This window comes from Hydrogenophaga sp. (assembly GCF_030373225.1).
GTDB lineage: Bacteria > Pseudomonadota > Gammaproteobacteria > Burkholderiales > Burkholderiaceae_C > Hydrogenophaga.
Genome location: NZ_JAUCZG010000047.1, coordinates 1 through 23,762, shown reverse-complemented (window position 1 = coordinate 23,762; position 23,762 = coordinate 1). Strand labels below are relative to the sequence as shown.

Genomic DNA, 23,762 nt, shown 5'->3' with positions numbered 1-23,762 from the left:
AGCGTGCGGTTCCGATAATGGGGGACATAGTCTGCTGCGGGAGATAGTCCAGCCTGGAGTGCCCGAGAAGCCGCTGAACCGCCCGAAGGTTCCTGGCGCGCTTGCAGATCAGCGTCGCCTTGGTTCTGCGCATCGAATGCGTGCCGTGGTCTGCGCGGTCCAGACCGAGGTCGTCAACCCAATGTCCGAGGATTCGAGCGCACTGCCTCGTCCCGAGGTGCGGCGAGTCGTGTTCCGGCTGGGGAACAAAAAGCCCTCAGGCCTCAATCCGGCTTGCTTGACCCATGCCTGCACAGCCTCCCGGGTCGCTGGTGTGACTTCGAACTGAACCGGGCGCCGGGTCTTGATCTGCATGAGGGTGGCTCGTGTCGCGACTTGGTCGCCGTGGCAGACGTCGCGGACCTTGAGGTTCACAAGATCGCAACCTCGCAGCTGGCTGTCGATTCCCAGGGTGAAGTGTGCAATCTCGCGCACGCTGCCCTCCATCTGCGGGCGCACGCGCAGCGCCCAGATGTCCTTGACCTTGTAAGGGGCCTTCTGGCCGACGATCTTTCCCTTGTTCCAGGGCTCGCGATGAACGCCTTTTTCTGCTGTTTCCTTGATGGTCTCCCATCGAATTGAGGGGTTGGCAGCATGCGCTTGCCATGCGCCGGGTTCAAGTCCGGCCGGTGCGTGCGGCTGGGCCGCAGGACCGCTTCTGGGCGCCGCCATGGCCTGCTTGCGTTGCTGGCCATATGCGGGCCCAGTATGCAAACACGCAGAGTCTTCTGATGGCTGTGCTGATGCACGCCAGCTACACAGGCTGGCTGTTCGTGCTGTACCCGGCCACATCGGTGGAGCAAGGCCTCGTCTGGCAAACCGGTTTTACCGTTGCGCTGTGGGTAGCGGTGGCCATGGTCATGACAGGGCGTTCGGGTCGCGGGTCTTGGCTTTCGCTGCAGCGCCCGTATACGCCCGATGTCTTCGGCGCGCCCGATGAGCCCCCTCCCGCAACTGGCCCAGCAGATCGCCCACAGTGAACTGGACAAGGAATGCTGGCGACTCTCTCCCTCGCGCCGCTCACGCTCACACTCGGAACAAGTCGGTCCAGCAGGTTGGCGAGTTCGCTGCCACCATCGAGTCCACCTTTGAGCATCGGCAGTAGCGGTGGCAATCGCTGCAAACTGACCACAGGCCGAGCCTCGCCAGAGGACTGCAACCGGCCCGCGGCAGCCCCCTGAATCGTTTGACTGAGTGGCGACTCATTCGCAGTCGGTTTGAAGCAGCCTGGCACTTCAATGGACTGTGGAACCGACATGCAATGTCGTGCCACTGTTGATTCGAGTCAACATCGCCAAGACGCCGAAGCCTTACAAAGCAACAGCGGCCTCAGCAAGAGGGCGCCATGGAGGGCTCACGATGAAATGGCGGTCTTTCTTTGCTTCTCTGTTGCTCCTGCTGACATTCTTCTCGCCAGCATGGGCCCAGACGGACACCTTGCCCGATGGTCTGGGGAATGAAATCCGTACGCCCGAAGGTTTGAAGGCGGTCATCGACCGAAGAGACCCGCGCTTTGTCATCGTCGACGTCCGTTCGCCTGCTGAATATGCGGCAGGGCACATCCCGACTGCGATCAATGTTCCGGGCGGTGTCATCGGGGATGTCAAAGCACCACCCCCGAAGGACAAATACATCGTTGTCTACTGCCACGGCGGGATGAAAGCTCCTTCGGCCTGCGAAAAGATGCTGGCCGATGGATACCGGTACGTTTTTCTCTGGGGTGGCATCGTGAACTGGCCTTACCCAAAGGAAACCTCATCCCAATAGACTCCGATCGAGCCGGGCTCATCCGAAGCCAGGCGGGCCCGGACCCTGGCACGGCGCAGCGCTGCTTCGACGGCACCTCTGGCAGACGATGACCGCCGAGGGCGCCGACTCAGGCGTCAGGTCTGTGGCTTGATCGGCGTGAACTTGCTTGCGGCTCAATGAACCCGCAGCACCTCAAACTGCTGCCGGATTGGCGCAACCTGTATCGACACCTCATCACCCTCGCATTTTCCCAGCATGGCCCGGGCCAAAGGGGCTTCGCTGCTGATGACCTGCACGAACTGAGCGCCGCTGACCAGCCTCATGCCGCCCCCATCCGGGCCGAGAAAGAGCTGTTGCTGCCTGTCGTCGGCATCGACCAGGCAGACCAGCGCCCCGAGCTGTATGCCTTTGCTGGCGTCGTAGGGGTGCGGGCGGAACTGGCGCCAATTGGCCATCGCCTGGCGGATGGCTTCAGCGCGCCGAGCTTGGCCGGTGGCCAGGTAGGCGGCCTCGAGTCCCAATGTGTCGTACTTGTTTTCGGCGATGTTTTCTTCGTGAGTCGCCGTTTCATGAGCCGACCGCACTGCCTGTTCGGCTTGCAGCAGGTCTTCGGCGAGCCGTTCCAGTACCTGCTGCTGCAGCAAGAATTTATCGATGATCAAAGGTAGGCGTCTCGAACAAGCGGCGGGGCAAGCCTTGATTATGAAAGGATCCACCCGCCTTCGTCGCTGCTGTTGGCTGGAGATGGACATCAGCCATGGGCACTGTCCTGTCGCCCATTTCGGTGCATCGAACGGCAGGCATTGGCCGACTCCGGAAGTCCAGCCTTGGAGCTGGCGAGCGGCTACCCATCAAGATGGGATCGCCAGCTGCTTGCGTCTGAATTCCCCGATGGTGCAGGACACCAAACGACGCAGGGCCGGTGATACTGTTGCCATGAAAAAAGTGACGCTTCCCTGCGGTGAACTCGTTGCGGCGCTCGGCCAAGGTACCTGGCGCATCGGCGACGACCCTACCCGTCGCCAGGAGGAGATCGACTGCCTGCGGCGCGGCATCGACCTGGGCCTGACGCTGATCGATACCGCCGAGATGTACGGGGAAGGCCTTTCGGAAGCACTTGTTGGTGAGGCCATCGAAGGCCGGCGCGATGAAGTCTTCATCGTGAGCAAGGTCTACCCGCACAACGCCTCACACCGCTCGATGCCGGTCTCTTGCGACAACAGCCTGAAGCGCCTGCGCATCGATGCGATCGACCTGTACCTGCTTCACTGGCAGGGAGACGTGCCGCTGGCGGAGACGGTGGAAGCCTTCGAAGCGCTAAAGCGCGCTGGCAAGATCCGCCACTGGGGTGTGAGCAATCTCGACACGGCGCTCATGCGCGAATTGAACGATGTGCCCGGTGGCGCGGCTGTGCAGACCGACCAGGTTCTCTACAACCTCGGCCGGCGCGGCGTTGAATGGGACCTGTTGCCATGGCTGCGTGAGCGCCACATTCCTGTGATGGCGTACTCGCCACTCGAAGAAGGCCGGCTGGTGCAGCGGCGCGAGCTCATGGACTTCGCAAAAAGGCATGGAATGACGCCATCGCAAGTGGCCATCGGATGGCTGCTGGCGCAGGATGGTGTGATCGCCATCCCCAAAACAGGCAACCGTCAACGGCTTGAGGAAAATGCACTTGCGCTGGAGCATCCCCTGACGACAGCCCCGTTACGGGAACTGGACGCGCTCTTTCCGCCGCCCAGGGGGCCCTCGCCACTCGAAATGATTTAAGTCGCACGTGACCGGCGCGCCGCCGTGGGCTGCGTGACGACACGTACTTCCAGCGGGCCACCGGAGCGCCAGCCCGGGCACAAGGGGCGGCTCCGCGAACATGACGGTGTACCGCCGCGGGCTAGTCCCCCAACAGCTTGTCATGCAGGCGCTGAACTCCGGCGGAGCTCAGCCCGACGGGTCCGCGCAAATAGTTCTGCACCCCCCCGAACTCGTCGTCAATGCAGCGCCAGGCGGCGTTCAGGAAATCCGGTTGTACCTTCCAAAGCACATCCAACACCTCCGCAGGCGCTTCTTCGACCAGCTGATGATCGCGCTTGTAAAGGTGGTTGGTCAGCAGGTAGTCTTCCATCACGTCATCTCGATGAACACCCAGCAGTTCAAGCAGCAGCGCGGCGGCCATGCCGGTACGGTCCTTGCCGGCGGTGCAATGGAACACCATGGCTTCATCGTGGGCGCCGATGCGCCTCAGAAGTCGACCAAACACCGGGCCTTGCTGCTGAACGAACGCACGGTAGGTGTCGCGCATGATGTCCACGGCCTCGAGGCGACCCGGATGCAGGTCCCTGGCCCGCAGCTCGCGCAAGCGCACCAACACCGTGGGCTCAATGGCCAGGTGCTCTTGCTCAGCGCCCGGCAGGTGGTAGGAAGTGACCTCGCGCTCAAGGTGTCCTCGCAAATCCACACAGTGCGTCACACGCAGCGCAAGCAGGCGATGGTGGTCCGCGGCGCTCAGTCGAGCCAGATGATCGCTGCGGTAGACCAGTGCCCGCCGGACGAGTGGCCCATGCGATGTTGCCAGCCCTCCCAGGTCGCGAAAATTTGAGGCACCATCAAGTGCAACGACGATGTTGGAGCGATCGGTCTTCATTGGGTAGTGGGGCTGGGGCAGGCAGAAATGGATGGTCCGTTGCTGGAGGCTATCGCGTCCACGCTGTCGAAACGCCAAAGACCATGCAAAGCGTGCAGCGTCACAGGGCTTCCATCAATCTGGTGACGTTGGCGCCAGACGGTTTCGAAGCTGTCCCGGAGGTGTCGGCCCGTCGAAGCCGTGTCCAGCGAGAGCCTTGCAGCCTGCCGGGTTGGCTTGCTGGTTGCGCGTGATGGCGGGCCTGGAACGAACGTCCGCATTGACCCAAGTTGCGGACTCTCACCAACTCCCGCCTCCCGCCGGGCACACTGCTAGACTGAAACAAAGTGTCAGTCCGAACCCGCAGCGCCCCGCCCCATGCCGCACCTGTGAACACCACCCCACCCGGCGAACCGGGCGCCCAGACGCCGGTGAACCTGCTGCCCGCTGCGGTCGCGCGCGATCCGCAGCGCATCTGGCTCCGCGTGCTGTCGGTGGTCGCCATCGGGCTGTTCCTGCTCCTGGCCATCGGCCTGCTGGTGACGCAGCGCGAAGCGGCGCTGGACATGGCCAAGGCACAGGCGCAGCGCGAAGTCAAACGCCTGACGGCTGAACTGGACGAATCGCTGCGGGTGGCGCGGGCCGGCATGGACATCGTGCTGCAGTCGCCCGAACCGGCCCGGGGCGCGCTGCTCGGGGATCAAACCCCGCTGGTCAGGTCGTTGAACCTGCCTTTTTCCCTGCGCCAGACACCGGCGGCATCGCCCGGGCAACCCGCCGGCCAGTGGCTGCCCGGCCTGGCCCGCGAAGAAGCGGGTCAATGGGTGATTCCCCTGACCTGGCAACACGCCCCCGAACAGGGCGGCCAGACGTTTGAGGTCCTGCTCGACCGCCAGGCCTTGCTGGACCGGTTTGCCTCTGAAGGCATGTCCCCGGGCGGCAGCATGAGCCTGTTCCGCGTCGAAGACGACGGGGCCGTGACCATCCTGACGCGGTACCCGGTGGTCGAGGGGGACCAGGGGCGCACGCTGCGCGGCCATGTGACCACCGCCCTTCAAAAGGCACCCGGCGGGGTCATGCAGGTGGTGGCCGTCATCGACGGCGTGGAACGCATCGTGGGCTACCAGCGCCTGAACGAAGGGGCCGGGCGACTGGTGATGGTCTACGCGCTGCCGCTCGACGGTGTGCTGGCCGCCTGGATGGCGGTGCTGCCCCTGGCCATCGCGCTCAGCCTGCTGGTGGCCGCCGCCATGGCCTTTGGTGCCTGGCGCCTGGACCGGGCGATGCACCAGCGGCAGCGCAGCGAACGGCACTTCCAGACGCTCAATCGGCACCTGCCCGATGTGGTGGTGCGGTACGACCAGACGCTGCGCGTCCTCTATGCCAACCCGGCCGTCGAAGCGGCCAACGGACTCAAACCCGCTGACATGCTGGGCAGAACCCTCGGCGAGATCGGTGCGCCACCAGACATCGCAGCGAAGTGGAGTGCGTACATCGAGGGTGTCTTCAGGACCGGGCAGAGCGAAACGCTGTGTTTCTCCTACCCCGGCCCCCAGGGCATGCGCCACTGGGAAGCCCAGGCCCTGCTCGAACCGGCGCTCCCCGGTGACAGGCCCACGGTGCTGGCGGTGAGCCGCGACATCACCGAACGCCACGAAGCCGAAGCCCGCCGCCTGTCCGCCCAGCAGTTGTTCGAGACGGTGTTTCGTGCTGCCCCGGAGGCCATGTCCCTTTCCGAATGGCAGACCGGCCGGCTGCTGCTGGTCAACGATGCGTTCTGCGAGCTGTTCGGTCGCCCGCGCGAGCAGCTGATCGGCCGAACGACCATCGAGCTGAATCTCTGGCAGTCGCCTTCCACCCGGCAACAACTCATCGAACGCCTGGAGTGCGGTGAACAGGTGCGCCACGCGGCCGCCAGCAGTTCGCGCCCGGACGGGTCCCTCATCCACGTGCGGTACAGCGCCGAGCGGGTGCAGCACGATGGCACGCAATGCCTGTTGCTGATGTTCCGCGACGTCACCCAGCTCGAAAGCGAGCAGCGTGCGCTGGTGCGCAGCGAGTTGCGCTTCAGGCTGGCGGCGGCCCACGGCCAGGTCTGGGAATGGGATTTCGACGGCGGCTTCATTCAACCCAGCGACGGCTTCTTTCACTCCCTCGGGCACCCGGCTCCGTCCGCGCAGCAGATGGGGCTGATGTTCCTGGACCTGTTGCATCCCGAAGACCTGCCGCGCCTGCGCATGGCGCTGCAGCGCTTCTTCAAGGGAGAGGCCAGCTACCAGCTCGAGTTCCGCGCACGCGATGCACAGGGCCGCTACCACTGGTTCGACACCCGGGGCAGCGGCCTGCGCGAGGCTGGCGGGCGCGTGACCTACCTGGCCGGCACCACCTTCGACATTTCCGACCGCAAGGCACTGGAAGAAGCGCAGCGGCAAACGCTGGTCCAGCTGGAAACCGTGGCCAACGCTTCGCCCGCGCTGATCTGGACCAGCGGGAGTGACAAACGGGCCGACTGGTTCAACGGTGCGTGGCTGGCATTCACCGGGCGAACCCTGGAACAGGAAGTGGGCGAGGGCTGGCTCATGGGCATGCACCCCGACGACCAGGCCCAGTGCAGGGCCACCTATTTCAGCGCCTTCGAAGACCGCGAACCGTTCAGCATGGAACACCGCCTGCGGCACCACAGCGGCGAGTACCGGTGGCTGCTGGCCCAAGGTCGACCCCGATTCGATGCCGACAACCGGTTCATCGGCTACATCGGTTCCTGCCTGGACCTGACCGAGCTGCGAGAGGCAGAAGCCACCGCCCGCGAGCGCGGCGTCATGCTCGAACAGGTGTTCGATGTGCTGCAGGACATGCTGTTCGTGGTTGACGAACAGGAGCGCTTCGTCCACCACCAGGTCGGACGGCAGGACCTGTTGTACGCCGCGCCCGAACAGTTCCTGGGCCGCGCGATCGCCGACGTGATCCCGCCAGAACCGGCCGCCCGGCTGCAGGGTGCCCTGGCCCGCGCCCGCAGCGAGGGACTGCAGGAGATCGAATACAGCCTGGCGCTGCCCGATGGCATGCACACCTTCAGCGCCCGTCTGGCCTGGTTGCCCGAAAGCAGGCACTGCATGTTCGTGGTGCGCGATGTCACCGAACGGCGGGCGGCGCAGCTGGAGAGCGAACGCCTGCACCAGTTTGTCCTGTTGCTGTTCGGGCTGGCCAACCGTTTCATCAACCTGCCGGTGCACCAGGCGGACGCCGCCATCAGCGAGGCGCTGGGCGACATCGGCGAGTTTCTCCGCGCCGACCGCACCTACCTGTTCGAATACGACTTTGCGGCCGAGACCGGCAGCAACACGCACGAATGGTGTGCCGAGGGCGTCAGTCCGGAAATCGGCAACCTCCAGAATCTGCCGTTCGAGCTCATCCCCGACTGGATCGGCAATCACCGCCTGGACAAGGAGATGCGCGTCCCGGACGTTCAGGCGCTGCCCCCGGGCCATCTGCGCGACCTGCTGGAATCCCAGGGCATCCGCAGCCTGATCGCGCTGCCCCTGACGCATGGCGAGCGCTGCATGGGTTTCGTGGGCCTCGACACGGTGCGCAGCACCCATGACTACGGGGAAGAAGAAACCACGCTGCTGCTGCTGTTCGCCCAGATGCTGGTGAACATCCGCCTGCGGGTGGAAGCGGAGGAGCAGATCCGGGGCCTGACCGAAGGCCTTGAGCGCAAGGTCGTCGAACGCACGGCGCAGCTCGAAACCAGCGTTCAGCAGCTCCAGGCGGTCAATCGGGAGCTCGAATCCTTCACCTATTCGGCCTCGCACGACCTGCGCACACCCCTGCGCGGCATCGAAGGCTTCAGTTCGCTGCTGCTCGACGAGCACTCGGAACAGCTGGACGACCAGGGGCGTGACTACCTCAGGCGAATCCAGCGGGCAACGATCCACATGTCGCAACTGGTCAACGACCTGCTGGCCTATTCGCGGCTGCAGCAGCTGACCGATCACATCGAGCCCGTGGACCTCGCTGCGGCCGTGCAGGCGGTGGCAACGCCGTTTCAAGACGAGATCGAGGCACGCGAGGGCGAGCTGCAGGTGGCGATGGGCGACGGCCTGGCGGTGCGAGCCAATCCCCAGGGGCTGGCCATCGTGCTGCGCAATCTGATCGACAACGCCCTGAAGTTCACGCCCGCTGGCGAAGCTCCGCAGATTCGCATCGAGGCGCAGGCCCTGGGCGCCCGGGTGCTGCTGAGCGTGAGCGACCAGGGCATCGGTTTCGACATGAAGTACCACGACCGGATCTTTGGCATGTTCCAGCGCTTGCACCGGCAAGAACAGATTCCCGGCACCGGCATCGGGCTGGCACTGGTGCTCAAGGCGGTGGAGCGCATGGGCGGGCGCATCTGTGCACAGAGCGCACCTGGCCAGGGTGCGCGCTTCGAGATCGACCTGCCCAGCACCTGAGCCCGCCCGGTGGGGTGCCGACAGCGGCAGCTTGAGTGGCCGGTTTTGCGGCTCGGGGTCGGCCTCGCACCCAGGGCTCAGCGCCCCAGCGCTTGGTTCGGGGTGGCTCCGGCGGGTGCGCGTGCGCGTGCCAGGAACTCGTCCCTCGTGGTGCGGCCAAACCACGGGTGCCAGCGCCGCTGCTCCAGCACATTGGACACGGCGCGGCCCTGCACGGCATGGCTGCAGAACAGCAAGGTTTCGCCCGGCAAGGTGAACACCTGGCGCGTCGCGCTGTCCCACAGCGCTTCGGGCAGTGCCGGCCGGGGTTGATGGGGACAGGCGTCGACCGACAACAGATCGCCGCAGAACAGCCTGTCTCGCCACAGAAAGCTCAGGCACCCCGGTGTGTGGCCCGGTGTGGAAAGGGTGCGAAGCAGTTCGTTGCCGAAGACCAGCGTGCCGGTCCCGCCATCGGCCCGGTTCGACCCGGCTGAGCCCGAGCGCTGAATGCGCGGTGCTCCGAGTTCGTCCAGTGCAGCCGCTTCGCCGGGCAGGCGTTCGTCGTGCTCGTGCGTGCGCAGCAGCCAGCACAGGCGCAACTGGTGTTCGTCGAGCATGGCGCGAAGCACGGGCACGTCGGCGCCCCGTGCATCCACCAGCACGCAGTCGCGGGTGTCCAGGTCTGCGAGCAGATAACTGACCGCGCCGCTGGCCTCGTCGCTGAGGATCCGGAAGTACATGCGCTTGCCGCCGGGTTGCTGGCCGCGGTGGTTCAGGCGCGGGCGTGCCCGTGCCGCCAGGCGAACACCGGCCAGGCGAAGGCGGCTGCAACGCCGCCCAGCGCCGCTGCCAGGCCCAGCAGGGTGGCCCAGTCGAGCCAGTAGCCCATGTCGGACAGCGTCGAGCGCAGCCATCCGGGCACCAGCAGCACTGCCACCAGCGCCGTGACGACTCCGATGGCCAGCGCCGGCAGCAGGCCTGCGCGCCACTGGGAGCTGGCGGTGCGCCAGCTCGCGCCCATCAGCGCCAGCCACAGCACCGCCGCGCCCAGCAGCAGCGGCCACAGCTCCAGTGCGATCTCCCAGACAATGTTCAGCATCAACCAGATCTCATACATGGTTCGTCTCCTCGGGGTTGCGGGGGGTGGTGGTTCTCAGACGCGGCCCTTGAGCACCGCCAGGTAAGCGGGCTTGAGCATGCGGATCTTCATCAGCCAGGCAAAGAAGCTGTCCTGCAAGGGCTCGATCACCGGCAGGGTGGGCGTGAGCCGGCCTTCGTAGTCGAACTCGATCAGCATGGCCGAGCCCTCGCGCGTGATCAGCGGGCACGAGGTGTAGCCGTCGAAGCTCTGGTCGGGCGCGCGACCGGCGAGCACCTCCACCAGGTTGTGCGCCACCAGCGGCGCGCTCTTCTTGACGGTGGCCGCGGTCTTGCCGCGCGGTGTGCCGTTGATGTCGCCGATGCCGAACACGTTGGGGAACCGGCGGTGCTGCAGCGTGTTCTTGTCGACCTCCAGCCAGCCACCGGCGGCAAACGGACCTTCCTTCCAGGCCAGCTCGCTGTCCTTCACCACGTCGGGCGCGCGCATGGGGGGCACCACGTGGATGAAGTCGTAGGGCATCTCCTGGGTCTCGCCCTCGGGTGATGCAAACGTGGCGCGGCGCGCTCCGATGTCGATCGCGGTCAGCTTGCGCGAGTACGCCACGTCGATGCCCAGCGCCTTCCAGCGATCGAGCACGTTGTCGTTGACCACCTTGACGCCGAACACATTGCCCAGTGCCGACTCGAAGTGGATCTTCGATGCGCCCAGCGTGCCGGCCTTGAACAGCCGGTCACGCAGCATGAAGGTCATCTTCAGCGGAGCGCCCGCGCACTTCAACGGGGTGGCGGGCAGCGTCATCACGGCGGTGCCGCCCTTGGCGGTGAAGGTCTGCATGGCCGCCCAGGTCTGCTGGGCGGCCTGCGGGCCGGGGTAGACGCTGGTCAGGCCCTCGCGGCCGATGGCGGACACATCCATGCCGGCGATCTGCGCGAAGTCCAGGTGCACGCCGGTGGCCACCACCAGAAAGTCGTAAGGGATGCGCTGGCCTCCCGCGGTGGTGATGGTGTTGGCTGCGGGATCGAAGCTGGCGACCATGTCCTTCACCCACTCGATGCCGGCGGGCTGAAAGTCGGCATTGCGGTCGCGCACCTTGGCCACCGGCCACACGCCCGTGGCCACCAGGGTGTAGCCGGGCTGGTAGTTGTGTTCTTCCTTGCGGTCGACGATGGTGATCTTCGCGCCGTCGAGTGCCTGCGCCAGCCGGTTGGCCACCGCAATGCCGCCCAGGCCGCTGCCGGCGATGACGATGCGCGCGTTGGTCTTGATGGCCGCCCTGGCCGGCAGCGGCGCGGTGGCGCCGGTCGCCAGTGGTGCCGCTGCCAGGGCCTGCAGCCAGCGCCGGCGGGCGGGGTCGATCGATGAAGGAGCGGGTCTGTTGTTCATGCGTGTCTCCTGGTGCTCGGGGTTGGCGATGGAATGGAAATCAGGCCTTGGTGACGGGTGACGGTGTGACGGGTGCTGCGCCGAACAGGCGATCGGTCCAGCGCACCGACCAGGCGGCGGCCTGCACCTGGACGATGTAGGCCAGGGCGATCAGCAGGGCGGCGTCGGCGCCCTGTTCGCGAAACACGCCGATGGCGATGGCCAGCGCAATCGACAGGTTGCGCATGGCGGTGCCGTAGAGCAGCGCGATGGCATCGCCGCGCCCGAACAGGGCGCGGCCCACCAGGGTGGAGAGCGTGAAGTTCAGCGCGTACATCAGCACCAGCGGCCACAGCAGCGTGACCAGCAACTGCGGCGAGCGCAGGATGTCCGGCGCCTTCAGGGCCATCGACACGAACACGATGCCCAGCACCCCCAGCGTCGACCAGGGCGGAAACATCGGCTTGAGTTCGCTGTTGAAGCGCTGCTGGCCATGGCGCGCGATCAGCCAGCGCTGCGTGACGTGACCCAGCGCCATCGGCAGGAACACGATGAGTGCGATCTGCAGCGCGACCTGCAGCACCGGGATCTCCACGACCGCGCCCAGCAAGGCCTTGAGGTAGAGCGGCGCGAGCAGCGAGCCGGCGATCAGGCCGAGCACCGTCATCTTGACCGCGGCCGGCACATTGCCCCTGGCAAATCCGGTCCATGAGATGGTCATGCCCGAGGTCGGCAACAGCGCGGTCAGCAGCAGCGCCAGCCGCGCTGCCGGCTGCTCGGCGAAGAACAGCAGGCCGAGCCCCCAGCCGATGCCCGGCATCACGAGAAAGTTGATGACCAGGGCCGCACCCTGCAGGCGAAGCCCGCCGGGTGAGGCCAGCGCCCGCAGGTTCATCGTCACCATCATCGGGTAGACCATCAGGAAGGTCAGCGGCAGGATCCACCAGCGCAGCGCGCCTGCGTCGGTCAGCGAGCCGAAGCCCAGGCCGAGCAGCATCGCGCCGGGAATGCTCCAGACGAGGTGTTGTTGCAGCCGGGCCAGCAGGGCGTTCATGGTCGGGTTCTCCAGCGGTGCGTTGCCGTCAGGCCTTGTCCTCGCCGATCAGCAGGCGCGTGGCGGCGATGTAGTGGTGCGGCGGTATTTCCAGGTTGGTCGGCGCGGGCTTGTTCTTGTAGACCCGCCCGGCGCCATCGAAGGTGGAGCCGTGGCAGGGGCAGAAGAAGCCCCCCGGCCAGTCCGCTGGCAGGCTCGGGTTGTTGCCTCCTTTCGGGGCGGTGCTGGGCGAACAGCCCAGGTGGGTGCAGATGCCGATGGCCACGAAGAATTCGGGCTGGATCGCGCGTTCCGGGTTGGTGGCGTAGTCCGGCTGCTGGCGCTTGGCCGACAGCGGGTCCGCCAGTTCGCTGTCGTGGCCCTGCAGTGCGGCCAGCATCCCGGGTGTGCGGCGCACCACCCACACCGGCTGACCACGCCACTCCACGGTCTTCATGTCGCCGGGCGCCAGTTCCGACACATCGACCTCGACCGGCCCGCCCGCGGCGCGGGCCCGCTCGCTCGGCGCCAGGGTGGAGACGAAGGGCACGGCCGTGGCCACGGCGGCGATGCCGCCCGCTGCGGCGGTGGCCAGCAGCCAGACACGGCGTTCGGGATCGCCAGGGGCGGGCATGGGCGGATGAATCGGGCTTGCAGTCATGGAAATTCCTGTTGGGTGGTGGCGGCGGTTTCAGGTTTTCAGCACCCAGCGCAGCACCATGGCCACCGCTGTCAGTGCGGCGATGCTGGCGAGCCAGATGCCCGCCATCCACAGCAAGCGGTTCCACAGCGGGGGCAGCGCCTCGTCGCAGCCCTGGGTGGTGATGGCTGGCCAGCGAAAGACAGGGGTTTTCATGCGTGGTACCCGTCTGCGTTGACCTTGCCGCGGAACACCCAGTACGACCAGGCGGTGTAGCCCAGAATCATGGGCAGCACGAAGGCCGTGCCCCAGAGCATGAAGACCTGTCCGCTGCGGTCGGTGGCCGCGTCCCAGATGGTCACGGCGCCGGGCACGACGTACGGGAACACGCTGATGCACAGGCCGACGAAGCTCAGCAGAAAGATGCCCAGCGTGAGCAGGAAGGGGGCGGTCTCGTGGCCGGCCTTGAGGCTGCGCACGAAGGCCACGCTGGCCAGTGCCACCAGCACCGGCACCGGGGCCACCCACAGGACCTTGGGCCAGTTCAGCCAGTTGCTGAAATAGTCGGCGCTCAGGAAGAGGGTGGCGATGCTGACCGCCCCGATGGCCGCCAGCGTGGCGCCACCCAGCCACCAGGCCATGGAACGGGCCTGGCGCTGCAGCGCGCCTTCGGCCTTCATCACCAGCCAGGTGGAGCCGAGCAGCGCATAGGCCACCACCACGCTCACGCCGGTGAGCAACGAGAAGGGCGTGAGCCAGTCCCACCAGCCACCGGCATAGGCCCGTTCGCTGATGGCCACACCCTGCAGCAGCGCACCCAGGATCACACCTTGCGAGAACGCGGCGAGCAGCGATCCACCGGTGAACGCGAAATCCCAGAAGCCGCGGTGGGCCGGGTCGCGCCAGCGGAATTCGAACGCCACGCCGCGGAACACCAGGGCCAGCAGCATGGCGATGATGGGCGCATACAGCGCAGAGAAGATGAGGCCGTAGGCCAGCGGAAAGGCCGCGAGCAGCCCGCCGCCGCCCATCACCAGCCAGGTCTCGTTGCCGTCCCACACCGGCGCGATGCTGTTCATGGCCGTGTCGCGGTCGTGGCCGACCTCGAAGGTGTTGAACAGGATGCCGATGCCGAGGTCGAAACCGTCGAGCACCACGTAGATGAAGACGGCCACCACGATGATGAGGGCCCAGATGACAGTCAGGTCGAAGTTCATGCGGTTCCCCTTATTCGGTGGCCAGGGCGTCGGGGCGCAACGCCACGGCGGGCGTGGTGCCGGCGGCGCGCGCGGGGATGTTGGGCGGTGCCGATTCGTGCACCACCGGCGGCTTGGCCATCAGCTTCAGGATGTAGAGCACACCGGCACCGAAGACCGCGAAGTACACAACCACAAAGGCCACCAGCGAGGCCGCCACGGCGGGGGCCGCCAAGGGTGAGGCCGACTCGGCCGTGCGCATCAGGCCCTGGATGGTCCAGGGCTGGCGGCCCACCTCGGTGGTTATCCAGCCCGCGAGCACCGCCACCAGACCCGAGGGACCCATGGCCAGCGCGAAGCGGTGCAGCCACTTCCATTCGTACAGACGGCCACGGGCCCGCGCCCACAGGCTGAGCATGCCCAGCCCGGCCATCAGAAAGCCCAGGCCGACCATGATGCGGAAGGCCCAGAACACCATGCCCACCGGCGGGTGGTCGGCCTTTGGCACGGTGTCCAGGCCCTGCATGGGCGCGTTCAGGTCGTGCTTGAGGATCAGCGATGACAGCTTGGGAATCTCCACCGCGTAATCGACCCGTCCTTCGGCGCTGTTGGGGATGCCGAACAGGATCAGGGGAGCGCCCTCCGGGTGGCTCTGGTAGTGACCTTCCATGGCCATCACTTTCACCGGTTGGTGCTCCAGCGTATTGAGCCCGTGCAAGTCACCCAGAAATATCTGCAGCGGTGCCACGATGGCCGCCATCCACATGGCCATGGAGAACATGAGGCGCGCGCGCGGGTTGGCGCGGTCTTTCAGCAAATGCCAGGCACCCACCGCGCCCACCAGAAAGGCGGTGGTGAGGTAAGCGGCCGAGAGGGTGTGCACCAGCCGGTAGGGAAAGCTGGGGTTGAAGATGATGGCCAGCCAGCTGCCGGCCGAGATGAACTGCCCGTTGGCGTTGATCGCGTAGCCGGCCGGGGTCTGCATCCAGCTGTTGACCGAGAGGATCCAGAACGCCGAGACGAAGGTGCCCAGGGCCACCATCAGCGTGGCGGTGAAGTGCAGCTTCTTGCCCACGCGGTTCATGCCGAACAGCATCACGCCCAGGAAGCCGGCTTCGAGGAAGAAGGCGGTCAGCACCTCGTAGGCCATCAGCGGGCCGATGATCGGCCCGGCCTTGTCGGAGAACACCGCCCAGTTGGTGCCGAACTGGTAGGACATCACGATGCCCGAGACCACACCCATGGCAAACACCAGCGCGAAGATCTTGATCCAGTAGCGGAACAGGTTCATGTAGTCCTCGCGACCGGTCTTGAGCCACAGGCCTTCGAGCACCGCGAGGTAACTCGCCAGGCCGATGGTGATGGCCGGGAACAGGAAGTGGAAACTCACCGTGAACGCAAACTGGATGCGCGCCAGCAGGAGGGCGTCGGGCAGGTCAAACATCGGGGGTTTCCTTGAGTCGGTGAAGTGGCAGACGCCTTTCACTGATCAAGACCCGTGCCAGCGGTTGTTGGCGAAAAAAACCGAATGAATTCAAGGGTCAGGGCGCGTCAGGCAGCCCGGCTGCCAGCGTGCGACAGGGATTTGTCTGCCAGGACAGCCGGTTGTCTGCCAAAATGGCAGTCTGTTCTGGCAGTCCGGTCCGGCAGCCCATGTCTGCCGTTCCCCCGCTCGAATCTCTTGCAACGTTCCTGAAAGACCGACCCGATGAGCACTGTGTTGCCCGAACTGCTCTCGTACCTTGAAAGCCTGGCCGAGCCGCACATCGTGCTGGACCGGCAGTACCGGATCATTGCCGCCAACACCGCCTACCGCAGCCAGTTCAGCCCGCGCGCCTCGGTGATCGGGCGCACCTGCTACGAGGTGTCCCACCACTTCAGCGTGCCCTGCGACCAGGCGGGCGAAAGCTGCCCACTGGCGCGCGCGCGCGAATCGGGTCAGCGCGAGCGTGTGCTGCACCTGCACCACACGCCCCAGGGCGAGTCGTACGTGAACATCGAGCTGGTGCCACTGCTCGATGCAACGGGTGAGCAGGCCTATTTCGTGGAGAAGATGGAGCCCTTGCGGGTGGCGCAGGGCCGGCCTGCCGGGCGGGGTCTGGTGGGGCGTTCGCCAGCCTTCCAGCGCATGCTGGAACTGGTGGCGCGGGTCGGGCCGTCGCAGGCAAGCGTGCTCTTGCTCGGCGAGTCGGGCACCGGCAAGGAGCTGGTGGCGCAGGCGCTGCACGATGCCAGCCCGCGCGCAGCCCACCCGCTGGTGGTGGTCGACTGTGCGAGCCTGCCCGAGAACCTGTTCGAGAGCGAGCTGTTCGGCCATGAGCGCGGCGCCTTCACCGGCGCCAACACCAGCAAGCCAGGGTTGGTGGAGGCCGCCAGCGGCGGCACGCTGTTCCTCGACGAGGTGGGTGACATACCGCTGGCCATGCAGGTCAAGCTGCTGCGCCTGCTGGAGAGCGGCACCTACCGCCGTGTGGGCAGCAACGAACTGCGGCGCACCGACGTGCGCGTGGTCTCGGCCACCCACCGCAGCCTCAAGGCGATGGTGGCCGACGGGCGCTTCCGCGAAGACCTGTACTACCGGCTCAGCACCTTCCCGATTGCCTTGCCGGCCCTGCGCGAACGGGCGGACGACATTGCGCTGCTGGCGCTCGCGCTGCTGGAGCGCGTGGCGCCGCAGCGGCGTCTGAGCCTGTCTGCGGACACGCTGGAGATGCTCAAGCGCTACCCGTTCCCGGGCAATGTGCGGGAGTTGCGCAACGTGCTGGAGCGCGCCGCCTTGCTGGCCGACGGCCACATCATCGAGACGGTGCATGTGGAGCGGGCGCTGGATGTCAACCCGTCGCTGGCGCCTGTGACCGCCCCGCGCACGACCGCTGCGGACACTGCCGCAGCCGGCGCGGGGTTGTCCCTGCGCAGTGTGGAGCGCGCCGCCCTGCGGGCCCAGCTGGAGACCCACCGCGGCAGCCGCGCCGAACTCGCGAAGAAACTCGGGATCAGCGAGCGGTCGCTCTACCGCAAGCTGCGCGAGATCGGTGAGGGGCCCGACGCGGCTTGAACGGCAAACACCGGGCCTTCAGGCGCACGGCAGCACGAGGGAGCCTGCAACTTGCGTTTTGGCGCGTGGTCCAGCGGTCAGGCGATCCACGGGAGAAACCAGCGCGTGTGCTGCCGATAGGCCGCGTAGCCGGGATGCACGAGCAGCATCCAGCGCTCTTCCAGCACCGCCTTGGTCACCAGCACCGCGGCCAGGGCGACCAGTGCCAGCCAGGCCACGCCGCTGGTGCTGGCCCAGGCGGCCGCAGCGCCACACGCCATGACAGCGGTGTACATCGGATGGCGGATCCACCGGTACGGACCCTCCTGCACGAGGCGCGCACCGGCACGCGGCAGGGGCCTGATGTGGAAGTTGCCCGGCGGGTTGGTGCGCACCGCCCACACACCCAGCAGCACGCCCAGGGCAGAGACGGCCCAGGCCCCGCCGGGCACCTGGTGCGACAGGAACGCGGGCAGACCCAGCCCTGCCAGCACGACGATCAAGCCGAACTGCAGCGCGACCAGCACGCTGCCCACCCGGCGCCGGACGCGCTCGGTGCTCATGACGATGTCCGTTCCTGGCCCGGGCACCCGCCGGCCGGGACCGGCTCGGCTGCGTGGTCGCGCAGGGCAGCGCCCGTGGTTCGAACAGATGTCATGCAGGACCTCAATAAAATAAGCAAAAAACGATATATTGACAAATATATTGTTCGTCAATACAGTCGGCCGCAGGGCTCGATTCTGCGGGGTGCTCGCGAAGGCCGATCAGAAAAGTCCATGACAACCCGGTTCCATGCCGATGCACAACGACCCCTTTGCTGTGGGTGAGATGCAAGCAGCCGTGGCGCTTGATCGAATGTGGCCCTGTCTGAAAGACGTTCAGGCACCAGACCCATCCGCGCTGGCGCACCCCCAACAAGGCCAATGAATGAAGATGACTCCACAAAACTCGCGGCGATGGCTGTTGGGTGGTCTTGCCCTGGTGTTGCTCGCGGCATTGGCCTGGGTGGCCTTGCGCACCGGGCCACTGGCGCCCGTGAAGGTGCAGACCACCGAAGTCACCAGCGGGCGTGTTGAGGCCGCGATTTTCGGCATCGGCCAGGTGGAAGCCCGGCGCAGCTGGATGGTGGGGCCGACCGTGGCCGGGCGCGTGTCGCGCGTGCAGGTGGACGTGGGTGAGGTGGTGCAGGCTGGCCAGGCGCTGGCCGAGATGGACCCGGTCGATCTGGACGAGCGGCTCGCGGCGCTGGACGCTTCGATGGCGCGAGCGCGCAGCCTGCAGCAGGCCGCAACCGCCCAGGTGAACGATGCAACGGCGCGCCGTGCGCTGGCTGCGGCCAACCTGAAGCGCAATGAAGACCTGGCGCGGCAGAACTTCATCAGCCCGGGTGCGCTGGAAGCGCGCGCACAGGAAGTCGCCTCGGCCAACGCCGGCCTGCAGGCGGCACAGGCCAATGCGGGCGCGGCCTCGCAAGACCTCACGCGGCTGCAAGCCGAGCGGGCCGCGCTGGCGCGGCAGCGCGAGAACCTCCGGCTGGTGGCGCCCGCTGCAGCGGTGGTGAGCGCGCGTGACGCGGAGACCGGCACCACGGTGGTGGCAGGGCAGCCGGTGCTGCGCCTGCTCGACCCGGCCAGCCTGTGGGTGAGGTTGCGCGTTGACCAGGGCCGATCGGCCGGCCTGGTGCCCGGGCTGGTGGCCCGCATTGAACTGCGCTCGCTGCCCGGCCAGGTGCTGCCGGGCCGGGTGGCGCGCGTGGAGGCGCTGGCCGACAGCGTGACCGAGGAGCGCCTGGCCATGGTGAGCTTCGACGCACCGCCCGCGGGCATGTCGGTCGGCGAGATGGCCGAGGTGACCCTGCAGTTGCCGGCCACGGCCGAGGGCCTGCAGCTGCCGAACGCCGCGGTGCACCAGCACGAAGGACAAACCGGCGTCTGGCGCCTGAACGATGGCGCACTGGCGTTTGTGCCGGTCAAGCTGGGCGTGCAGGGGCTGGACGGGCAGGTGCAGGTGCTCGATGGGTTGAACGAGGGCGATGTGGTGGTTCGGTACAGCCAGAGCGCCCTGAAGCCCGGCACGCGCATCGCGGTGGTGGACCCGCTCGTGCCCGCCGGAGCCAGCCGGTGATCAGCCTGGCCGGGCGCGACATCCTGAACGGATGGAGCAAGTACGTTCTCACCGGGCTGGGGCTGGGCTTGCTGATCGGCGTGACGCTGACGATGGCCGGTGTGTATCGCGGCATGGTCGACGACGCGCATGCCTTGCTGGCCAACAGCCGCGCCGACCTGTGGGTGGTGCAGAAGGACACGCAAGGACCGTATGCCGAGTCGTCGAGCATCAAGGACGACGTGGTGCGCAGCGTTCGCGGCATGCCCGGTGTGGCCGCAGCGGCGAACGTGACCTACCTGACCATGCAGGTGGCGCGCCAGGGACAGGACAACCGGGTGATGGTGGTCGGCATGGAAAGCGGCATGCCGGGTGCGCCCGGTTACCTGGTCGCCGGGCGCCATCCCACGCGCAGCCACTTCGAGGCGGTGGCCGACGTGAAGACCGGCTTTTTGCTGGGCGAGACGGTGCGCATCCGGCGACACGACTACAAGGTGGTGGGACTGACGCGGCGCATGGTGTCTTCGGGCGGCGACCCGATGCTGTTCGTGCCCCTGAAAGACGCCCAGGAAACCCAGTTTCTGAAAGACAACGACGCCATCGTCAACGACCGCGCCCGCACGGCGGCCAACCCCGCCTTCAACCGGCCAGGCAACCCCGGCTTGCTCGATGCGGTGCAGAACCTGCAGACCAGCAGCCGCAATGTGAACGCGGTGCTGGTCCAGCTGGCGCCGGGCTTCACGCCGGAACAGGTGGCGCAGCCCATCCGGCGCTGGAAACACCTGAGCGTGCACACGCGCGACGGCATGCAGGACATTCTGGTGGTGAAGCTGATCGCCAATTCGGCCCGGCAGATCGGCATGTTCCTGGTGATCCTGGCCATCGTCAGCGCGGCGATCGTGGCCTTCATCATCTACACCATGACGATGGGCAAGCTGCGCGAGATCGCGGTTCTCAAACTCATCGGCACACGCGACCGCACCATCGCCGGCATGATCCTGCAGCAGTCGCTCGGCCTGGGCCTGATCGGCTTTGCGGTGGGCAAGGTGGCGGCCACCTTCTGGGCGCCGGCCTTCCCCAAGTTCGTGCTGCTGCTGCCGGGCGATGCGCTCGCCGGCCTGGCCGCCACCCTGGTGATCTGTGCCCTGGCCAGCACGCTGGCGATCCGGGTGGCGCTGAAGGTCGACCCGGGAGCGGCGATCGGATGAACGCGATGAACCCCGGTTCCCAAGGCGGCATCCTGATCGAAGGACTGCGCAAGGTTTACGGACACGGCGACACCGCCGTGGAGGCCCTCAAGCACGTGAACATGCAGGTGGCCCCCGGCGAGGTGGTGGGTCTGGTCGGGCCTTCGGGCTCGGGCAAGAGCACGCTGCTCAAGTGTCTGGGCGCGATCATCGAGCCCACCAGCGGCCGGATGACGCTGGGCAACGAGGTGATCTACGACAACGGCTGGCGAGTGCGCGACCTGCGGGCGCTGCGGCGCGACCGCATCGGTTTCGTGTTTCAGGCGCCTTACCTCATTCCGTTTCTGGACGTGACGGACAACGTGGCCTTGCTGCCGATGCTGGCCGGGCGGACGAATGCCGAGTCCCGCGCCCGTGCACTGGAGTTGCTCACCGCGCTGGACGTGCAACACCGCGCCGCAGCCGAGCCGTCGCAACTCTCGGGCGGCGAGCAGCAACGCGTGTCGATCGCCAGGGCACTGGCCAACAAGCCGCCCGTCATCCTGGCGGACGAGCCCACCGCGCCTCTGGACAGTGAACGTGCACTGGGCGTGATGCGCATCCTCAACCAGATGGCCCGACAGGCCCACACCGCCATCATCGTGGTGACGCACGATGAAAAGATCATCCCGACCTTCAAGCGGATCTATCACATCCGTGATGGCCAGACCGTGGAGGAAGCGGGACAAGGTCGCTCCCTCGACGAGGTGTCGGTGAAGCAAAACCTGCAAGCGGGCTAGCGGTCTCTCGAGACAAAAAAAGAGGCTGCCGGATCGGCAGCCTCTTCAGTGCATCAGCACCTCAACAGAACTACGGGCTCACGATCGACGTGATGCTGCCACTGGCGTATTCCGCCACGGTCCGGGGCACGCCCGGCACCACCTCGACGGAGGCATCGGCCTGGTTCCAGACACCGTAGAAGCGGCCGCCGTCAGGGCGGGTGACCACCTGCGACTCGTAGGCCGACTCGTCATCCTGGAACAAAGGTCCTGCAGCGACCGAATAACGGACCGGGGTGGCCAAGGACTGCGCACCATCGATGCTGGCCGTGATGTAGATACCCAGGTCGGAACCCCCCTCCGGCACGAACGGCGAGACGTTTTCCTGCGTTCCCCAGGCCAGGTAGATCACGTTGGTGTTCTGGCACAGCGTCGCATCGGTTGTGGTGGGATCGCCGGGCAGACCGGTCGGGCAGGCGGTCGCACTGCTCTTGGGCGTACCGAAGATCCGGGGCTCACGCACGTTGATGCGCTTGTCGGTGATGTTGGTCACGTTCTTCGGCAAATCCCAGCTGCCGCTGCCGCCGGCAAAGCTGTACTTGCGCAGCCAGAAGTTGTAGTTGTCCAGCTGGGCCCAGAGTCTCACCAGGTCGGGGGTGTAGTTGTAGCCGATCCACAGGTCACCGCCACGCAACACGCCGCGGTGCGCCAGGGCGTTTTCGGTGAAGTTGGTCTCGGTGCCATCGGCAAGGCCGTTGTCGGCCACCGTCAAGCTGGGCGCCCGGCTGCTGATGTTCTCACCGGGCAGGTTGCTCAGGCCGATGGCGGTGGTGTAGTCGGAAGTCGCGCAGGCGGCGTCCACCGAAGGCACCATGCTGCTGGCCTGCAGGCCACCCATGCCGCGGCGCACCACGATGTCGGACGGACCGCCCTTGTCGTAGATGCCTTCCTTCCAGAAGATCGCGATCTGGATGCCACCCGTGCCGGCATCGGTGGGGCTCTGGGTCAGGAAGCGCACCCGGCGCGCATTTTTCAGCGGGTTGCTGATGACGCAGCCAGCCTTGCCTTCGGGCGTCGCCGGTGGCGTTGCGAACGGGAAGGTGTGGTAGCGCACGAACTTGCCTTCGTCGAGTCCTTCAGAGCCCTTGGTCTCTTCGTACGCAACGATGGCAGTGCCGCCGACCATGCCGATGTTCGCGCGAGAGGCACCTGCCTGGCCCTTTTCGATCAGGTCCGGATCCACGTTGACACCTGCGCCATCGAAGATGGGGTTGACCGAGCCCGACAAGCCGAATCCCGTCGAGTTGTCGGTGAGACGCACGGGTGTTGCCAGCACGAAATCATCGGCAGGGGTGGCAGGCACGGCCAGATTGACAGTCGCGGAGGTGTACCAGATGTCGGTGCCTTTGCCCGCATTGGCACCCGAGGCACCATCGCCCGGGCCGTCAGCCTCACCGAGCTGCAGGCCCTGCGGGTCTTCCTGCCAGGAGATGTTCACCTGCCCCAGTCTGGTCTCGGTGTTGAAGCCGCCGCTGCTGGAGTCCTGGATCGCGTCGCGCTCACCGGTGCTCAACTGAACCGCCGGGCTCCAGGCGACACCGTTGTTGATGGAGCGTGCCACCCAGGTGCAGGAGAAAGGAATGATGCGGCTGTCGCGTTCCAGGTAGCGAATGGCGCGCTGGACCGGGGCCTGCACGCCGACGGTGGTCAGGTCACCGTCGGGGCAGTATTTGCTGACCCAGGTCAGGACCATCACCGGGCCACTGGTCTTGATGTTGGGCTTGTCGATGTCACCAGGGAAGGGCAGCTGCCCAGGGGCCAGGGTGCCGCGCCACTCGGTGTTGATGCTGCTCTGGGCGGAAGACTGGGAAACGTTGGTGGCTGTTGACCAGTCTGTCAGCAGGTCGCAGGTCTTGGCGGGCACGGCTGCAGGATCGGGCTTGCAGGACTTCACAAAGATGTCGCGCGCGGGCCGCTCGACCTGCGCCTTCACGTCGTACACCAGGCGCGCATTGTCCGGCGCATCGCCGTAGGCCACCACCAGGGTGCCGTCGCCGGCGCGTTGGATCTTGGGCTTGTCGCCCGAGTCGAAGTCGCTCAGTGCAAACGGTGTGTTCACCTCCAATGGCGACGTGGTCACAGGCGGCACCACCGGTGGCACCACCGCCGCGTCACCACCGCCGCCGCAGGCGGTCAACAGGGGCAAAACGCAACCCATTCCCAAGGCCGACTTGCCCCACGGGGTTTTCCAGAACCTGTTTCCTTGAACTTTCATCATTGACTCCGCTTTTTCGTTGATCGGTCGGGCTTGCAAACCCGGGACAAAACAGGGCCGATTCATTGCCTCGCAACCTGTTGAAACAAGTGTCTTCAGGGGGCCACAGCAGACGATTGATCCAACTCAATACATCTGGATACATGCCAGCCGTGCAGTGAGCGGGCACCTATCATTTGCCCCCCGCGTCAGAATAGTTGTCGCCCCGATAGAACCAAGAACCTGGGGGCG

General features: G+C 66.3%; 20 protein-coding genes and 1 pseudogene. 8 read left to right on the top strand and 13 right to left on the bottom strand.

All coding sequences use genetic code 11. The annotated features are described in order from the left end of the window. Window positions 1-603, bottom strand: a pseudogene (locus QUV35_RS18425) (tyrosine-type recombinase/integrase); the annotation flags it as partial. A 167-nt stretch (window positions 604-770) separates the two neighbouring features. On the opposite strand from QUV35_RS18425, the gene QUV35_RS18420 reads away from it, so the two are divergent. Both QUV35_RS18420 and QUV35_RS18415 read left to right on the top strand, forming a co-directional pair. After that, window positions 771-1,019, top strand: a complete 249-nt coding sequence (locus tag QUV35_RS18420) for a hypothetical protein (protein WP_300877308.1) — start codon at window positions 771-773, stop codon at window positions 1,017-1,019. Window positions 1,020-1,398: 379 nt separating this feature from the next. Continuing rightward, window positions 1,399-1,806, top strand: coding sequence for a rhodanese-like domain-containing protein (locus QUV35_RS18415; RefSeq protein ID WP_300877307.1), 408 nt, complete (start codon window positions 1,399-1,401; stop codon window positions 1,804-1,806). Window positions 1,807-1,961: 155 nt separating this feature from the next. Here the strand turns inward: QUV35_RS18415 and QUV35_RS18410 are convergent, their stop codons facing one another. After that, window positions 1,962-2,444 (bottom strand): GreA/GreB family elongation factor, encoded by a 483-nt coding sequence (locus QUV35_RS18410; RefSeq protein ID WP_300877309.1) that lies wholly within the window; start codon window positions 2,442-2,444, stop codon window positions 1,962-1,964. Between the two features lie 280 nt (window positions 2,445-2,724). On the opposite strand from QUV35_RS18410, the gene QUV35_RS18405 reads away from it, so the two are divergent. Further along, complete coding sequence (locus QUV35_RS18405) at window positions 2,725-3,558, top strand: aldo/keto reductase (protein WP_300877306.1); 834 nt, start codon at window positions 2,725-2,727, stop codon at window positions 3,556-3,558. 121 nt (window positions 3,559-3,679) lie between these two features. On the opposite strand, the gene QUV35_RS18400 is transcribed toward QUV35_RS18405, so the two are convergent. Then, the gene (locus QUV35_RS18400; RefSeq protein ID WP_300877305.1) at window positions 3,680-4,429 is read right to left on the bottom strand and encodes a tyrosine-protein phosphatase; all 750 of its coding nucleotides are present in this window, start codon (window positions 4,427-4,429) and stop codon (window positions 3,680-3,682) included. Between the two features lie 368 nt (window positions 4,430-4,797). Between QUV35_RS18400 and QUV35_RS18395 the strand changes: the two genes are divergently transcribed. Then, entirely contained in the window at window positions 4,798-8,859 is a 4,062-nt protein-coding gene (locus QUV35_RS18395) for a PAS domain S-box protein (protein WP_300877304.1), read from the top strand. A 77-nt stretch (window positions 8,860-8,936) separates the two neighbouring features. On the opposite strand, the gene QUV35_RS18390 is transcribed toward QUV35_RS18395, so the two are convergent. The 8 genes from QUV35_RS18390 to QUV35_RS18355 are packed head-to-tail and all read right to left on the bottom strand — an operon-like array spanning window position 8,937 to window position 15,618. Next, the gene (locus QUV35_RS18390; RefSeq protein ID WP_300877303.1) at window positions 8,937-9,581 is read right to left on the bottom strand and encodes a hypothetical protein; all 645 of its coding nucleotides are present in this window, start codon (window positions 9,579-9,581) and stop codon (window positions 8,937-8,939) included. A 32-nt stretch (window positions 9,582-9,613) separates the two neighbouring features. Next, window positions 9,614-9,958 (bottom strand): hypothetical protein, encoded by a 345-nt coding sequence (locus tag QUV35_RS18385; RefSeq protein WP_300877302.1) that lies wholly within the window; start codon window positions 9,956-9,958, stop codon window positions 9,614-9,616. A gap of 36 nt (window positions 9,959-9,994) precedes the next feature. After that, entirely contained in the window at window positions 9,995-11,326 is a 1,332-nt protein-coding gene (locus QUV35_RS18380; protein WP_300877301.1) for an FAD/NAD(P)-binding oxidoreductase, read from the bottom strand. A gap of 40 nt (window positions 11,327-11,366) precedes the next feature. Beyond that, on the bottom strand, window positions 11,367-12,359 hold the full coding sequence (locus QUV35_RS18375; RefSeq protein ID WP_300877300.1) for a bile acid:sodium symporter: 993 nt from the start codon (window positions 12,357-12,359) through the stop codon (window positions 11,367-11,369). A gap of 28 nt (window positions 12,360-12,387) precedes the next feature. Further along, window positions 12,388-12,999: a ubiquinol-cytochrome c reductase iron-sulfur subunit gene (petA, locus tag QUV35_RS18370; protein WP_300877299.1), complete on the bottom strand. Its 612-nt coding sequence runs from the start codon at window positions 12,997-12,999 to the stop codon at window positions 12,388-12,390. 30 nt (window positions 13,000-13,029) lie between these two features. Further along, window positions 13,030-13,194: a DUF2474 domain-containing protein gene (locus QUV35_RS18365; RefSeq protein WP_300877298.1), complete on the bottom strand. Its 165-nt coding sequence runs from the start codon at window positions 13,192-13,194 to the stop codon at window positions 13,030-13,032. Continuing rightward, on the bottom strand, window positions 13,191-14,195 hold the full coding sequence (gene cydB / locus QUV35_RS18360) for a cytochrome d ubiquinol oxidase subunit II (RefSeq protein WP_300877297.1): 1,005 nt from the start codon (window positions 14,193-14,195) through the stop codon (window positions 13,191-13,193). The genes QUV35_RS18365 and cydB overlap by 4 nt, the downstream gene beginning before the upstream one ends. A gap of 10 nt (window positions 14,196-14,205) precedes the next feature. Next, window positions 14,206-15,618, bottom strand: coding sequence for a cytochrome ubiquinol oxidase subunit I (locus QUV35_RS18355; protein WP_300877296.1), 1,413 nt, complete (start codon window positions 15,616-15,618; stop codon window positions 14,206-14,208). Window positions 15,619-15,882: 264 nt separating this feature from the next. Here QUV35_RS18355 and QUV35_RS18350 point away from each other — a divergent pair, with 264 nt between their 5' ends. Further along, window positions 15,883-17,229 carry a sigma-54-dependent Fis family transcriptional regulator gene (locus tag QUV35_RS18350; protein ID WP_300877295.1) on the top strand — a complete coding sequence of 449 codons (1,347 nt, stop codon included), beginning with the start codon at window positions 15,883-15,885 and terminating at the stop codon, window positions 17,227-17,229. 77 nt (window positions 17,230-17,306) lie between these two features. Here QUV35_RS18350 and QUV35_RS18345 read toward each other — a convergent pair whose 3' ends face one another. Further along, on the bottom strand, window positions 17,307-17,771 hold the full coding sequence (locus QUV35_RS18345; protein WP_300877294.1) for a methyltransferase: 465 nt from the start codon (window positions 17,769-17,771) through the stop codon (window positions 17,307-17,309). 370 nt (window positions 17,772-18,141) lie between these two features. Here QUV35_RS18345 and QUV35_RS18340 point away from each other — a divergent pair, with 370 nt between their 5' ends. The 3 genes from QUV35_RS18340 to QUV35_RS18330 are packed head-to-tail and all read left to right on the top strand — an operon-like array spanning window position 18,142 to window position 21,277. Next, on the top strand, window positions 18,142-19,332 hold the full coding sequence (locus QUV35_RS18340; protein WP_366945451.1) for an efflux RND transporter periplasmic adaptor subunit: 1,191 nt from the start codon (window positions 18,142-18,144) through the stop codon (window positions 19,330-19,332). Next, window positions 19,329-20,519: an ABC transporter permease gene (locus tag QUV35_RS18335; protein ID WP_300877292.1), complete on the top strand. Its 1,191-nt coding sequence runs from the start codon at window positions 19,329-19,331 to the stop codon at window positions 20,517-20,519. The genes QUV35_RS18340 and QUV35_RS18335 overlap by 4 nt, the downstream gene beginning before the upstream one ends. Beyond that, window positions 20,516-21,277 carry an ABC transporter ATP-binding protein gene (locus QUV35_RS18330; protein WP_300877291.1) on the top strand — a complete coding sequence of 254 codons (762 nt, stop codon included), beginning with the start codon at window positions 20,516-20,518 and terminating at the stop codon, window positions 21,275-21,277. The genes QUV35_RS18335 and QUV35_RS18330 overlap by 4 nt, the downstream gene beginning before the upstream one ends. A 70-nt stretch (window positions 21,278-21,347) precedes the next feature. On the opposite strand, the gene QUV35_RS18325 is transcribed toward QUV35_RS18330, so the two are convergent. After that, window positions 21,348-23,531 carry a choice-of-anchor O protein gene (locus tag QUV35_RS18325; RefSeq protein ID WP_300877290.1) on the bottom strand — a complete coding sequence of 728 codons (2,184 nt, stop codon included), beginning with the start codon at window positions 23,529-23,531 and terminating at the stop codon, window positions 21,348-21,350. Between the last annotated feature and the right edge of the window lie 231 nt (window positions 23,532-23,762).

Bases quoted from the DNA above. Each gene is read 5' to 3' on its own strand.
- QUV35_RS18420 (WP_300877308.1), top strand. From the start codon at position 771: ATGGCTGTGCTGATGCACGCCAGCTACACAGGCTGGCTGTTCGTGCTG.
- QUV35_RS18415 (WP_300877307.1), top strand. From the start codon at position 1,399: ATGAAATGGCGGTCTTTCTTTGCTTCTCTGTTGCTCCTGCTGACATTC.
- QUV35_RS18405 (WP_300877306.1), top strand. From the start codon at position 2,725: ATGAAAAAAGTGACGCTTCCCTGCGGTGAACTCGTTGCGGCGCTCGGC.
- QUV35_RS18400 (WP_300877305.1), bottom strand. From the start codon at position 4,429: ATGAAGACCGATCGCTCCAACATCGTCGTTGCACTTGATGGTGCCTCA.
- QUV35_RS18390 (WP_300877303.1), bottom strand. From the start codon at position 9,581: ATGTACTTCCGGATCCTCAGCGACGAGGCCAGCGGCGCGGTCAGTTAT.
- QUV35_RS18385 (WP_300877302.1), bottom strand. From the start codon at position 9,958: ATGTATGAGATCTGGTTGATGCTGAACATTGTCTGGGAGATCGCACTG.
- QUV35_RS18380 (WP_300877301.1), bottom strand. From the start codon at position 11,326: ATGAACAACAGACCCGCTCCTTCATCGATCGACCCCGCCCGCCGGCGC.
- QUV35_RS18375 (WP_300877300.1), bottom strand. From the start codon at position 12,359: ATGAACGCCCTGCTGGCCCGGCTGCAACAACACCTCGTCTGGAGCATT.
- petA (WP_300877299.1), bottom strand. From the start codon at position 12,999: ATGACTGCAAGCCCGATTCATCCGCCCATGCCCGCCCCTGGCGATCCC.
- QUV35_RS18365 (WP_300877298.1), bottom strand. From the start codon at position 13,194: ATGAAAACCCCTGTCTTTCGCTGGCCAGCCATCACCACCCAGGGCTGC.
- cydB (WP_300877297.1), bottom strand. From the start codon at position 14,195: ATGAACTTCGACCTGACTGTCATCTGGGCCCTCATCATCGTGGTGGCC.
- QUV35_RS18355 (WP_300877296.1), bottom strand. From the start codon at position 15,618: ATGTTTGACCTGCCCGACGCCCTCCTGCTGGCGCGCATCCAGTTTGCG.
- QUV35_RS18350 (WP_300877295.1), top strand. From the start codon at position 15,883: ATGAGCACTGTGTTGCCCGAACTGCTCTCGTACCTTGAAAGCCTGGCC.
- QUV35_RS18345 (WP_300877294.1), bottom strand. From the start codon at position 17,771: ATGAGCACCGAGCGCGTCCGGCGCCGGGTGGGCAGCGTGCTGGTCGCG.
- QUV35_RS18340 (WP_366945451.1), top strand. From the start codon at position 18,142: ATGACTCCACAAAACTCGCGGCGATGGCTGTTGGGTGGTCTTGCCCTG.
- QUV35_RS18330 (WP_300877291.1), top strand. From the start codon at position 20,516: ATGAACGCGATGAACCCCGGTTCCCAAGGCGGCATCCTGATCGAAGGA.
- QUV35_RS18325 (WP_300877290.1), bottom strand. From the start codon at position 23,531: ATGAAAGTTCAAGGAAACAGGTTCTGGAAAACCCCGTGGGGCAAGTCG.